We start from the raw sequence: 12,488 nt of genomic DNA on the forward strand, positions 1-12,488 counted from the left end.
GCCTCAAGGCTATGCAGTTTACCCCGATTCACTTAGTTAACTACTTCCTGGCTGTTCTGCTCAATGGTTTTGATCAATTGAGATACTTCCTCTGGGGGAAGCACGGGTGTTGCAGGGGCTTGCGCTGAGGGCCAGGCTGTTTTTAGCTTATTCATGCTCTGGGCGATCGCTTTTTGGGCTTCCGGATTTTCCTTCGTTAACGAGTCAGAGATGTTGCTGTTCAGGGTATCTGCATAATTTACAAATCCCCGCGAGTCCTGGTACTCAATTACCGCAGAAATTTTGTTATCAGCAATTGCCGCACCATATTCAGCTCCAGCCGCATCCAATAACCCATCAATCACCTGCAGCACAAACTCAGGAGACTGACGCTGTTGCTCCGGCAAAACCTGAATCGCTCCATCTATCGCTTGCATGGACTCCTCAAAATTCGCCGCTAGTTTGGCATCTTTAGGATTAGATTTCACCAAATCTTGCAAGCTCATTAATGCTGTTTTGAATTCCGGAACGTTGCGCTCTTGAAATTGCTCTTCGACATCAACGTAGATTTCTTCTACAGGATGCCCAATGTGCGGTTCTGCCTGATCGGGCTTACCCTGATCCAGCAGTTCTTTGGCAACCATCATATGTCCTTTCATCAAGCCCAACTTGGTCATGTAATCGACATCTTTGGCAACACCCGTTAGAACAACATCCTCAACAGTCACCTGATCTTTAATCTGATCGAACTGCTCTTGAGTAATCACCTTTTTTGATACCAGTTCCTCAGGGCTACCATAGGGGCGACTTGCTTGAATCTTGTTTGATAATGCCGGGACACCTAATGCTGCTTCAAATTTATCTAACTCCGACAGAATCGCCGTGTTAATGTTGATCTTCTCCTCAGCAGCAGTTTTACTCTCAGTCGTAGTGGCTGCAGGACTTGAATCAGAAGCAGGCGAAGAGTTTGAAGCATCACTCGTGCTTGGTGTCTGAGAACAGTTCGTGAGAACAACCAACAAGGCACCAGCAAGAGCGAGAGCAAAAAAACGAAGGATTGCTTTCATATCAATAAGTCAAAATTTCTCATCAAACTTGAAGCGTTCAATTGCTAATTTTTAAGAAAGATTTGCAACAACGTCAAGTAGGACTTATTGTCAAACCATTGAGAATTCTTGTCAACTAGTTGTAAAGAAGAGGGTTGATAAAGTCAGCTTTCGATTACATCAAACAAACCCATGCAGCCAGCCTCTGCGATCGCATCTTGGTGAGGATGGAACATATACTTGCCGGGATAGCGGTAGGCAAACTCCAAAATATGCCGTTCAGCCGTTCCCATCGTGATGACATCCGTTCTCTGTGTTGGTGTAAGGGTCATCCCTGTGGGATAGACATCAAAGAAGTTGGCGTGTAAATGAAAGGTTGCCGCTGCCTCAAACTCAATCAAGTTAAGCACATACAACCGAATTAGCTGATTTTGGTAAATCGGGATCGGGTGCATCATGTAGTAGTCTGGCAACCCATTAAAGGCATAAAGTTCATTTCGCTGGTCATCATTCACGTCATACCCCGCCATCACCAGCACCATCTCATCAGCAGGTGGACGCGCTGTAGGGGGGTCAATGATGAACATCCCATACAACCCTTTTGAAATGTGTCGCGTTACTGGGGCAATATGGCAGTGGTATAAGTGAACTCCATAAGGTTCAGCATCAAATTCATAGATCGTTGCTGCACCATTGCGAACAGGTCGAATGCCATCAACTTCTGCACGATGAATACCGTGAAAGTGCATGGTGTGAGCGTGTCCACCATTATTGAGGAAGATTACCCGAACGCGATCGCCTTCTTTGGCGCGTAGTGTCGGTCCCGGCACACGACCATTGAAGTTCCAAGTAATAAAAGAAACGGCACTATTCAAATCCAACTTGGTCGTTCCAGCAACAATCCGAAATTCCCGAATAGTACGTCCATTCTCTTTTTTCACTGTCCCATAGTCAAAGTCCCGGACAATTGCCATTGGGTTGAACCCCGCAGCCACAGCCGGAGCCTCACTTGACAGAGGCGGAATCTTTGCAGGTTGTGTTTGTTTTCGGGTCAAAGACGGTAAAGCTAGCGCTGCACCAGCAACACCAGCACCTGCTAGCCCTAACTTAATTAACTGACGGCGCGAGAAGGGCTTGCCTTGCTCAATTAGAGGCAGTTTTGGCATGGACAGTAGCTGTCACTTAAGTTATTGCTAACTATTACTAATTATTCCGAGACTAACTATAGAATTCTCTTAATCTAATTGTCAATTATTCTCAAGTAAGGTCGATTTGGGAGTGGGGTTGGGGATGAGGAACTGGAATCTTATTTAACTTCTTCAGGTTCCTTTGTCTGGGCTTCAATAGCCGATGTCTCAGCCTCTACTACTGGCTTAGGCTCAATGCGTTCAGAGAATCCCCAAACAAACACTAAGGCAATGGCAGCAATCATCAACCATTCAGGTGGCACAAGTTCGGGTTTAATCGCTCTTACTAAGAGTCGCAAGCCGACAAAGCCAACGGTAATGTAGCCAGCATCCTCAAGATGGGCATATTCCTTGAGCCAGCGGATAAATAACCCCGCCATAAACCGCAGGGTAATAACACCAATTGTGCCACCTGTAACAATGAGCCAAGTTTTGTCAGAAATAGCGATCGCGGTCGTTACACTATCTAAAGAGAATGCTAAGTCGGTTACAGCAATTAGTGGAATCGCTTGCCAGAGTGAAGTAAATCGAGGACCATGATGTTGATTTTCTTCATCTTCCTCAGCACTAAAATGCTGAAAGACTAACCAAAGCAAATAAGCAGCGCCAAGTAGCTCAAACTGCCAGTACTGTACCACCCAAGTCGCTGTGAGAATTAGGGTAATGCGTAAGACGTATGCCGCTACTAAGCCGAAGTTGAGGGCACGATTCTGGAGTTTGCCGTCTTCTAAACCTTGCGCGATCGCAGCTAATGCGATCGCATTATCTGCAGAAAGCACTGCCTCTAGTGCAACAAGAATCAACAGCACTATCGAGGCTTCAATTCCTGCATGAAAAGGGGAGTTAAAAACTTGGTCTAGCATTAAGTAACGATTTTAAATAGATAAAGTTGTAAAAGCTCGTCTAGTACGCGATCCTCTAAAATACGCGAAAACCACGGCTACCTTAACTTAGCTTAACCTCTCATGGGTAGTTTCTGACGAAAAGGCGGAAGACGAGCGAGTAGACTGCAAAATTTGAATCGCTAGCTATTTACTGAGAACTGGGGTGTCGGAAATGGAAAAAGGGCAGTAAGTTATTGCTTTCTCAACTCTAAGCTCTGTTGCCCAGCTTCCACTTCCAGACAACCTCCTGATTCCCGTTCTCTAACAGCCAGGAAGCAATTTATATTGCATCTTGTAACAAGATATTTCGCAAATGCTCAATTTGACGCAAATTAATGGGTAATTACCTTTGAAATAAGGAGAAGTTAAATAATGTCATCCATATCAGATGTCCAGGTTTACGTGGCTCTTGTCGTTGCCCTAATTCCCGGTATCATGGCATTCCGGCTAGCGACGGAACTGTACAAGTAGAGTTCCCTTAAAAAAAGTGACAGAGAGCTTATCAAAGGCAGACAAGAGGCGATTGATGAGTTGGCGTTGAAAGTTCTCTCCCAAATGAGGGCGTTAGCGCAGCAACTAGCATCAGGCAACATCCTTCCCTCAAAGCCCGCAGCTTAAGTTTTCCGGATAATTACAGTAATACGCTGTAAATTATCTGATAACATCGGCGTGCTACTGCCTTTGATAGGCTCTTTGTTCATTTGGCTCTTATTGTCGTCAAACACAAAGCAGCGAGATCACATCAGGAGCGCATACCTTAACGCTATACTGGAACCCTTCAGCGCTGGCTCTCCCAGCGCGGTAGCCTAACACTGATGAACGCAATTCAACCCCCAAGACCAACTGGACAACCGTTAGAACCTCACCGGAAGGTTCGTCGGACTCAACGCCCTCAGCGTCGTCATTCTTACAGTGCCGTTGCTGGTGAAACGACAGCGAAGTTGGTCGTCAACTTGGTAATTTCAGCCGCCGCGCTCACTGGACTAATTCAGTTGTTGCCCTATCACCTGTCACAGCAAGGAAAGTTGCGAGAAGTCAGTGCGGAAGTGAAGCGCACGGAGACACGAGTCAATAGCTTGCGTACTGACTTCAGCCGTTCTTTTGATCCTGGACAAGCCAAAAGCGTGATGCATGAGCAGAGTTATCGGGTTGACCCAACTCAGCGTCAGATCGTCTGGCAAGATCCCAGTACGAAGGATGATCACTAGTGCAACAAGAGCAGACGTTTTTGACAAGTTCTGAGAAAGCAAGAATGTATGGATTTTAATGGCTTCAAGCAGGCTTGTTTGAGAAGCTTGCTTGAAGGGTTATCGCTTACATATCTGTTGTCTGTTGCATAAAACCTTGATGCAACTTTTTGTCAACTTGCTAACAGTTAACAATTAAATGAATTAAGCACTTAGGGGCTTGAGCAGCTGACTCATCCAGGTTTCAACTTTCCGACGCAGACGGCTAGAACTACCTGAGTGTGATAGCTGACTCAAGGCGCGTTGATAATCAGCGATCGCACAGTTCCAGTCACCACGTAAATGGTAAGTGCGACCTCGTTCGGCGTAAATATAGTCTTCTAAGCATCCCAGAATTAAAGCCATATCAAGGTTTTCTAGCGCCAGATCATAAAGTCCCAATTCACGGAACGTGATACCTTGGTTAATCCAAGTACGAGTATTTCCAGGATTGAGGTCAAGCGCTTGCTCATAGTCTGTGAGCGCTTCTGCAAGTTGTCCAGTCGAGGCGTAATAATTAGCACGATTGTTGTAGGCACTATCCAATTCAGGATTGAGTTCTAGTGCCTTGTTGTAATCAGCCAGTGCTTTGTCGTGTTGACCACTTTGGAAGTAAATCAACCCCCGATTGTTATAGTTGATCGGATCGACGGGGTTACGCATAATTAGCTGGTTAAATAATGCGATCGCCCCAGCATAGTCCCCTTGCTTTGCTCTGCTATGTGCAGAGGCGCGTAGGCTTTGATCTGACAGTTGTGGGCTTTTTCTGGGTACCAGTTTGACTGGAGTTAAACGCCTTTGATTTTTGTGTGGCATCTGTGACCACTGTCTATTTTGGTCTTTCCGGCTTACAGAAGTGTCAGCGTTCATATCTTCCTCAACAGTACCTGCGGCCTATCTATAATCAACATTACGGCTTGCAGCACCCTGTTCGTTGGTCTGAGTGTGTCACTTACTAATGCGTCTTCAGGTCAACAACAAACCACTCAAGCTGTCCTAAATTTGGACATTCTAAAAGAGACTACAATCCTGCTTAACTCCTTTCCTGAAACAATATCTCTGGGACATTAAGAATTACTTCCCCCATCAGTAGGGTTCGTAGATTTTGTCTGTGTGTAACTTTTAAGAAATTGGCACAAGAAGATGAACTTCTCAGCCTTAATCACCCAATTGGATGGAGACAAATCTCCAGTCGGTGTACGTTCCTGCTCCGAGCTTGTGGAGATGCTGGTAAAATGCAACCGAAGCCATTGATTTGTCTTGGTTTCTATGCTCGTTAACAAAGAATAATCCTATGGCAGCTGCAACGTCCTTAGATCAGGCTCCTGATGTCTCAACCGATAGCTATCTCGTAGTTGGTTTAGCCACCTGCTTTCTGAAAGAAGATGGTGAAGTTCATGAAGTCAAAGTCATCGAACCCATCCCTTCAGCCGCGCTAGAAGCTATCCTCAAAGGAATTCCTACCTCATATTCATCAGCTTGTGGAACTACTCTCGGTGAGTTGTTCACTAGTGAAACACCACAGAAACCCTCTGCGTTTCCCACAGAGGCACAGTTTTGTGATGAATTTCCCGCCCGTGCGATCGCGGCAGCACGTACTTACCAAAGTCGTCAGGAAGCGCAATCCCATATTCCTCTTGGCACAACGCGCAATGACTTCAACTACTCTACAGAACGTAAGCGTGTATTGAATCAAACTCGCGTTGTCCGTAAGGAAGACGACGTTAAACAACACGAATATACTCACAAAGTTCTTTAGAGGGCAGTTTACAATGTTAAAACTTTACGGAGGAGCGAGGAGTCGGGCATCTATTGTCCAGTGGTACCTCGAAGAACTAGGAGAACCCTACGAATTTATCTTGCTGGACATGCAATCCGGTGAACATCAGCAACCTGAATTCCTAGAGATTAACCCGATTGGGAAAGTCCCAGCAATTGTAGATGGAGATTTTAAGCTTTGGGAGTCAGGAGCAATTCTGATGTATCTCGCTGATAAGTACGGCAAGCTTCCGGCAGCGTTAGAAGCAAAATCAACAATTATCCAGTGGATCTTGTTCGCTAATGCCACATTGGGACCAGGAATCTTTGTGGAAGCAAATCGAGAACGGGAGATGCCTAAATTGATGATGCCACTCAATCAAATCCTGGAGAAGCAGCCATTCTTGCTAGGAGATGAGTTGAGTGTAGCGGATGTGGCAGTTGGATCAATCTTGGCTTACATACCAATGATGTTGAAGCTTGACTTGAGCGAATACCCGGCTGTTGTAGATTACATCAAGCGTCTCTCAGAACGACCTGCATTTCAAAAGGGGATTGGGGCACGACGGTAGGGGTTGATGATATTAGGGACTGGAGAGATCGAGAAATTAGCTATAGCAAGCACCCTGTAGACAGGGTTGTCTTTCCTACTCCCTAATCCCCCAGCCCCTAATCCTTTCTACCTAAACCCTACAGCCGCTTGCCAAACGAAGGCTAACAGCAAGAAGAAGACAGGGATAACTGGGAGGATATCTACTAGTGGGTCAAAGATCGCATAGGCTTCAGGCAGTTTCGCCAACAGCAGTGCAGCTTCCATGTTTAAATTACCTTTCCAACACAGTTTTCAGAATTGACATGGATCGTAACATGAACCCGGTCACAGCTGAGCGGAAGTTGGGGTGTCTAACCAATGAGCAAATTCTGTAAAAAAGCGATCGCTTAAAATTGCCGCTCGAATTTGTTGGGTGAAGCGAATCAATTCAGTGACGTTGTGTAAGGAGAGCAATGTATAACCAAGAACTTCCTTGCAGCGCACCAGATGACTCAGGTAAGCGCGGCTAAAGTTCTGACAACCATAGCAAGGGCAACTGGCATCCAAGGGAGTGAAATCTTCACGAAACCGAGCATTTTTTAAGTTCCAACGCTCTCCCTGTACTAAGGCAGCACCGTGACGCCCTAATCGTGTAGGAATCACACAATCGAACAAATCTATCCCAGATGCGATCGCTCGTGCCATTTCCCGATAGGTACCAACCCCCATCAGATAACGCGGTTTATCTACTGGTAGATAAGGTGCAGTAGCTTCAACAATCTGGTGAATGAATTCAGCGGGTTCACCCACGCTAACCCCACCAATGGCATAACCTGGTAAATCTAATGAAACCAAAGATTGAGCTGCAGCACGACGCAAATCTAGGTAAACACCGCCCTGTACAATGCCAAACAGTGCTTGGTCAACAGGACGTGCGTGAGCCTCAATGCAGCGCTTTAGCCAGCGATAGGTACGCTCTGTTGCTGCCTCAACTTCTGAGCGTTCAGCAGGGTAAGGAGGGCACTCATCAAACGCCATAATGACATCTGCCCCCAGTGCATTCTGAATCTCAATTGACCGTTCTGGTGTTAAATTGATCATCCGTCCATCACGGGGAGAGCGAAACATCACCCCCTCTTCCGTAATCGTTCGTAGCTGGCTTAAGCTAAATACCTGGAAGCCTCCAGAATCCGTGAGAATGGGTCCCTGCCAACCCATGAATCGATGCAGTCCACCTGCTTGCTTCACAATGTCTTCTCCTGGTTGCAGGTGGAGATGATAGGTATTCGCCAACACCATCTGTGAGCCTGCGGCTTTTAGTTGTTCCGGTGTTAATGTTTTGACAGTTGCTAGGGTTCCCACAGGCATAAACCTGGGCGTTTCAACCCAGCCATGAGGCGTAGTAAAAACACCAGCACGGGCCTTTGTCTGGCTACAGGATGCCTGACATTGAAATGAAAATGAAGCTTTGTGTTGCTGCAACGCTCTCTATCAAGGTGTAAGCCTAGGTTTCATATTTCTCATCAGCTATCTCAATCTTTTACCTGATCTCAAGCGTTAATCCAAACTCAAAGATCCAAAGGGTTGATAGCTTAGAACGGGCACTCGCCTTCGTCGTCGATTTGCACATCCCATTTAGCACTAAGAACTTGTGCCACCATCGTTTCTAGAGCGTCAGCATTAAGTTGCTGGTTAGATTGCTCTTGATAAGGGTTTGATAGGGGAATCAGGCGTAACTGACGATTATCTTGAATGAGATCAAAGTAAGTTTCTTGTTCAGGGGACTGATTTAGCTGCAAATAATCAAAACTTTGAACATTCAGGTAAAGCGCTCGGTTAGCAATTATGGTAGAGCGGTTGGGGTCAGCAAAGACTTCTAGCACACACCCTTCTCCCTCATTTTGCAGCTTACCATCGAGAGTATGAATATAGCGGACGCGACCCAAATCTGTGAGAAGGCGTCCCATGTCTTGCTTGTTGACGATGGTGCCAGTGTCAATGATGCATGGGGCTGGAAGCTGATGCGGAGGTTGGTGATGACTCATGGGTAAAAGCCGTAGGATGCAATAAGGGCTGACATTTCCATGCGGTAGGTTGATGTAACCGCTTCGTTCAAACCCTACATTTCAATACCGGGTGCTTAGATCATAGCCTCTGCAAAGGTAAAGACAAAGATGAACTAGGCAGGAATAAATACCTCAGAAGGCTACACGGCGCAGGGCTTTTTAGATTTCTACTTGATATTACCTGTGTCGTACAGGTAAGACAATGAAGGTATGACAGTAGGGTATGAGACAATAGTATCCTAAGATTCTCCACTGGTCATACGGCAATCTTGTAAATTCTAGACTGGATGTCCCCAATGAAGCGGTTCACATTACGACGGTTGGGGCAATGGGGATGCCGATTCTGGGGTTCCTTCCTTGGGGCGATCGCATTTTACACTTGCATTCCAATTCCTATTCGTTGGGCGTTAGAGTTTCGATGGGTTGCTCGTTGGGCACCGTTAATTGGATTGTTAATTGGGGCAATACTGGGAATTGTAGATAGTGGGCTACAACAGTTGGGAGTGCCGATACTGACTCGGAGTGCAGTTATTGTGGTTAGCTGGATTGCTCTGACTGGAGGACTGCACTTGGATGGTGTGATGGATACAGCGGATGGCTTAGCGGTTCAAGACCGACAACGGCGTCTGGAAGTAATGGCAGATAGTGCCACGGGTGCTTTTGGGGCAATGGCAGCAACGGCTATTTTATTATTAAAAACTGCTGCTTTGACCGACGTGGAAACCTATCGTGGTGTGGTGTTGATGGCATCAGCAGGCTGGGGACGTTGGGGGCAAGTCGTTGCGATCGCCTTTTATCCCTATCTCAAACCTACGGGTAAGGGCGCATTTCACAAAGAGGCAATTCGCACACCCCAAGATATTCTCTCAGTAGGATTCTTCTTGCTACTAGGTTTATGCGGCTTACCCTGGTTGTACGGGAGCGCTTGGTGGCGATCGCTGGGTATGGTTGTGGGAGGAAGTGCGATCGCACTCCTTACTGGGGCTTACTTTAACCGCCAACTCGGTGGACACACGGGCGACACTTATGGAGCCGTAGTGGAATGGACAGAAGCACTGTTTCTTTGTCTCCTTACCAGCTTCTTTCACTAAGCTACAGTGCCTTCAATAGATTTTGATTAGCGTTAAGCTTGTTGCCAAACTCTTCTATTGCTTTGCCCCTTATTTAGTGGTCAGAAGCAACAAACCACTGACCACCGGCAAAAGACCAGAAATCTAAATAAACTCACCCAAATTTTTAATAGACTAAATTGGTCGCAGCCGCGTCACCTTCAACTGGAATGCCCCACCACCCGTTTCGCCAAAAGCACGCACTCGAATTAAGTATTTACCCGTTTCAGTAATCCGAGCAAATAAAAGAGAGTTGGTACTACCATCTGGACCATCATCATTTTCAGCAACGGTAGAGCCATCGGATGCTAAAAGGGTGACAATGGTGTCAAAGTTTTCAGAGATTAAGTCAATAGCAACTTGATCACCGCCATTTAAGTTAATGGTGTAATCACGAGCAAAGCCCCCCTCGCCCGTAGGAATATCGTTTTCTGTGAGCGTATCAGAAAGTTCGTTACTAGGAGGAATCGTGATCGGATTGTAGAGTCGATCTTGCGCTCTTGCTGCCACTGCAGTTAAGCTCACTGCTAAGAAAGTTACAGGAACAAGGAGAGCTAAGCTAAACCGAGCGGCAATAGCCTTAGTCATATAAACTGTGTCATTTAAGCTAGAACGGCTCAATTATAAGCTTTGTACTGTCAAGCGTCGGTTGTGGGAGCCTATAATCTTTCCCCAAATCCTGCTTTGAAGGGTGTTACAACAAGACCATTTTCCTGACAGTCCCGTTAATAAGCACCTTTCTTTTGCAAAAGAACTAAGGCTGTTCGCAGTAAAATCTGCATATCTAACCAAATCGACCAGTTTTCAATATAGAACGTGTCCAAACGCACTACTTCTTCAAAGCTAGTAATGTTTGAGCGACCAGAAACCTGCCAAAGACCTGTTATACCCGGTAACACTTCCTGGCGAATAAAGTGATGTTCAGAGAATTTTTGGACATCTCTAATTGGTAAAGGTCGAGGGCCGACTAAACTCATCTCTCCTAAGAGAACATTGAACAATTGTGGTAGTTCATCTAAACTTGAACGACGCAAGAACTTTCCAACTTTAGTGATACGTGGATCATCCTTCATTTTGAAGAGAACACCATCTTGCATCTCATTACGAGCTTCCAACTCCTTTTGGAGTTTATCTGCATTGATATACATAGTCCGAAATTTCAAAGCTTTGAAATAACGACCATGTAGACCAACACGTTCCTGTTTATAAAAAAAAGGTCCAGGAGAATCTAGTTTAACAATTATTGCAATAGATAAAAGAATGGGAAAAATTAAAATAATCAACAAGGCAGAAACCACAAAATCAAAACATCGCTTCACCAAAAAATCAAAGCCGGTAACTAAAGGAGGAGAGAACTTAAGGGTAGGGGTTCCACCGAGCATCAAAATCTTTGATCGACGATAGAATGCTTCTAAATCCAGGCTCAAAATTCTTAGGGAAACACCAGCATTCCGAAGGCTCCAGTAAAGGAACATTCGATCTTTCATACTAGTCCAAGAACAAACGAAGACTTCCGCTACACCTAGATTACGTATAGCTTCAATGAGGTTTTTAACATTAGACTTATCTAATGAAAGGGCACAAGCATCAACTATTTTAATGCTTCTATAGCAATCCTCTCTCTCTAGTATACTATAAGCTTTTTCAGCATCTTCTGGAGGACAAATTAAGACCGTGTTATAACGAATTGCACCACGCTTACGAAGCTGCTTGAGTAGTAGATCTATCCCAAATCGATCAACACATACAAGTAATACACTGCATATGGCAGACAAAAGATAAGTAGATCGTGAAGCAGCGAGCAAGTTGGGTTGATATAAAAAAGCGACAACTAGCAAGAGAATGTGTGCCAAAATGATTGCTTTAGTAAGACCCAAATAGTCACAGCGCCGTTCTCCTGATTGATATAGTCCCCGTGCAGCAATTATCCCGACTTCAAGGGGAAGGACTACCAATAAGGCTGTCGGATTTCTCAAGAAAGAATCGGCAGGAGTACCATAGGTCACTGCTATCATCCATGCCAGCGACAGAAAGCTTAGATCACCTACAAGCAAAGTTACTAACCGTAGCCATACAGCGTAGGTATCCTGGCGTAGTTTTGTGGAAAGCGGAGCACGTAAATCTAACTTGGACTTTTCTAAGACTGAACGTTCCATGATTGACACCCCATTCACTAAATTTACAAAGTCAACCGATTTATTCCGTGTCAGCACCGTATTGCACAATACCAAAATAAATTTATACTTCAGCTCAGGAGCGTTTTTTTTACATATAGCTTACCTATTCGTATGGCAGGTATTAAATCTATCTATGCGGTTACGCATTCTCCCAAAAACGAATACTGCTTCAGAGCAAACGGTTGAATACTAGTGTTCGGTTAAAGAATCACATTTCAGAATTTAGGTTTTAGTCAAAAAATTAGGAATGATTACCTGTATAATCATCTGATATTATAGAAACTTAATTGGGAACTACGACATTTTTGTGATTTTTTGGTGAAGACAAACAAAAAATCACTTATTTTTAAGTAGTTGATGGGAAAATAGATAAGGGACAAGGAATGACTCTGCCTACTCTGCCGTTTAATATAATACAAAGCGGGCTATGTTAGACAAGCAGAACAAACATTACCTTCCTAATCTTGGCTCGAAACGAGACTAGGCTCATACCAAAGAGTGTTTGAAAGTGATGTAACTGATGC

14 protein-coding genes are annotated in these 12,488 nt (G+C 45.0%); 5 read left to right on the plus strand and 9 right to left on the minus strand.

Annotation, left to right across the window (positions count from 1 at the left end):
* Positions 1-32: 32 nt before the first annotated feature.
* The 3 genes from AC5JL3_RS16935 to AC5JL3_RS16945 form a co-directional block, all read right to left on the minus strand.
* Positions 33-1,046 carry a ComEA family DNA-binding protein gene (locus AC5JL3_RS16935; RefSeq protein ID WP_496075590.1) on the minus strand — a complete coding sequence of 338 codons (1,014 nt, stop codon included), beginning with the start codon at positions 1,044-1,046 and terminating at the stop codon, positions 33-35.
* A gap of 143 nt (positions 1,047-1,189) precedes the next feature.
* The gene (locus tag AC5JL3_RS16940) at positions 1,190-2,191 is read right to left on the minus strand and encodes a multicopper oxidase domain-containing protein (RefSeq protein ID WP_496075591.1); all 1,002 of its coding nucleotides are present in this window, start codon (positions 2,189-2,191) and stop codon (positions 1,190-1,192) included.
* 140 nt (positions 2,192-2,331) lie between these two features.
* Entirely contained in the window at positions 2,332-3,075 is a 744-nt protein-coding gene (locus AC5JL3_RS16945) for a TerC family protein (protein WP_496075592.1), read from the minus strand.
* A gap of 393 nt (positions 3,076-3,468) precedes the next feature.
* Here AC5JL3_RS16945 and psaM point away from each other — a divergent pair, with 393 nt between their 5' ends.
* Together psaM and AC5JL3_RS16955 are read left to right on the plus strand one after the other, a co-directional pair.
* On the plus strand, positions 3,469-3,567 hold the full coding sequence (psaM, locus tag AC5JL3_RS16950) for a photosystem I reaction center subunit XII (protein WP_192217574.1): 99 nt from the start codon (positions 3,469-3,471) through the stop codon (positions 3,565-3,567).
* Positions 3,568-3,911: 344 nt separating this feature from the next.
* Entirely contained in the window at positions 3,912-4,304 is a 393-nt protein-coding gene (locus tag AC5JL3_RS16955; protein WP_496075593.1) for a slr1601 family putative cell division protein, read from the plus strand.
* Positions 4,305-4,487: 183 nt separating this feature from the next.
* Here AC5JL3_RS16955 and AC5JL3_RS16960 read toward each other — a convergent pair whose 3' ends face one another.
* Positions 4,488-5,192, minus strand: a complete 705-nt coding sequence (locus AC5JL3_RS16960; RefSeq protein WP_496075594.1) for a tetratricopeptide repeat protein — start codon at positions 5,190-5,192, stop codon at positions 4,488-4,490.
* A 424-nt stretch (positions 5,193-5,616) separates the two neighbouring features.
* Between AC5JL3_RS16960 and AC5JL3_RS16965 the strand changes: the two genes are divergently transcribed.
* Both AC5JL3_RS16965 and AC5JL3_RS16970 read left to right on the plus strand, forming a co-directional pair.
* Positions 5,617-6,081: a hypothetical protein gene (locus tag AC5JL3_RS16965; protein WP_496075595.1), complete on the plus strand. Its 465-nt coding sequence runs from the start codon at positions 5,617-5,619 to the stop codon at positions 6,079-6,081.
* A gap of 13 nt (positions 6,082-6,094) precedes the next feature.
* Positions 6,095-6,652 carry a glutathione S-transferase family protein gene (locus tag AC5JL3_RS16970; protein WP_192217578.1) on the plus strand — a complete coding sequence of 186 codons (558 nt, stop codon included), beginning with the start codon at positions 6,095-6,097 and terminating at the stop codon, positions 6,650-6,652.
* Positions 6,653-6,759: 107 nt separating this feature from the next.
* Here the strand turns inward: AC5JL3_RS16970 and AC5JL3_RS16975 are convergent, their stop codons facing one another.
* The 3 genes from AC5JL3_RS16975 to AC5JL3_RS16985 all read right to left on the minus strand — a co-directional run bounded on the left by AC5JL3_RS16975 (position 6,760) and on the right by AC5JL3_RS16985 (position 8,657).
* Positions 6,760-6,897 carry a photosystem II reaction center protein K gene (locus tag AC5JL3_RS16975; RefSeq protein WP_192217579.1) on the minus strand — a complete coding sequence of 46 codons (138 nt, stop codon included), beginning with the start codon at positions 6,895-6,897 and terminating at the stop codon, positions 6,760-6,762.
* Between the two features lie 60 nt (positions 6,898-6,957).
* On the minus strand, positions 6,958-8,094 hold the full coding sequence (gene tgt / locus AC5JL3_RS16980) for a tRNA guanosine(34) transglycosylase Tgt (RefSeq protein WP_496075596.1): 1,137 nt from the start codon (positions 8,092-8,094) through the stop codon (positions 6,958-6,960).
* Between the two features lie 110 nt (positions 8,095-8,204).
* A complete protein-coding gene (locus tag AC5JL3_RS16985; RefSeq protein ID WP_192217581.1) occupies positions 8,205-8,657 on the minus strand; it encodes a hypothetical protein in 453 nt (150 codons plus the stop codon).
* Between the two features lie 317 nt (positions 8,658-8,974).
* On the opposite strand from AC5JL3_RS16985, the gene cobS reads away from it, so the two are divergent.
* The gene (gene cobS / locus AC5JL3_RS16990) at positions 8,975-9,769 is read left to right on the plus strand and encodes an adenosylcobinamide-GDP ribazoletransferase (protein WP_496075597.1); all 795 of its coding nucleotides are present in this window, start codon (positions 8,975-8,977) and stop codon (positions 9,767-9,769) included.
* A 153-nt stretch (positions 9,770-9,922) separates the two neighbouring features.
* On the opposite strand, the gene AC5JL3_RS16995 is transcribed toward cobS, so the two are convergent.
* Both AC5JL3_RS16995 and AC5JL3_RS17000 read right to left on the minus strand, forming a co-directional pair.
* Entirely contained in the window at positions 9,923-10,375 is a 453-nt protein-coding gene (locus tag AC5JL3_RS16995; protein WP_496075598.1) for a PPC domain-containing protein, read from the minus strand.
* 137 nt (positions 10,376-10,512) lie between these two features.
* The gene (locus tag AC5JL3_RS17000) at positions 10,513-11,943 is read right to left on the minus strand and encodes a sugar transferase (RefSeq protein WP_496075599.1); all 1,431 of its coding nucleotides are present in this window, start codon (positions 11,941-11,943) and stop codon (positions 10,513-10,515) included.
* Positions 11,944-12,488: the final 545 nt, after the last annotated feature.

It is taken from the genome of Symplocastrum torsivum, assembly GCF_059505465.1.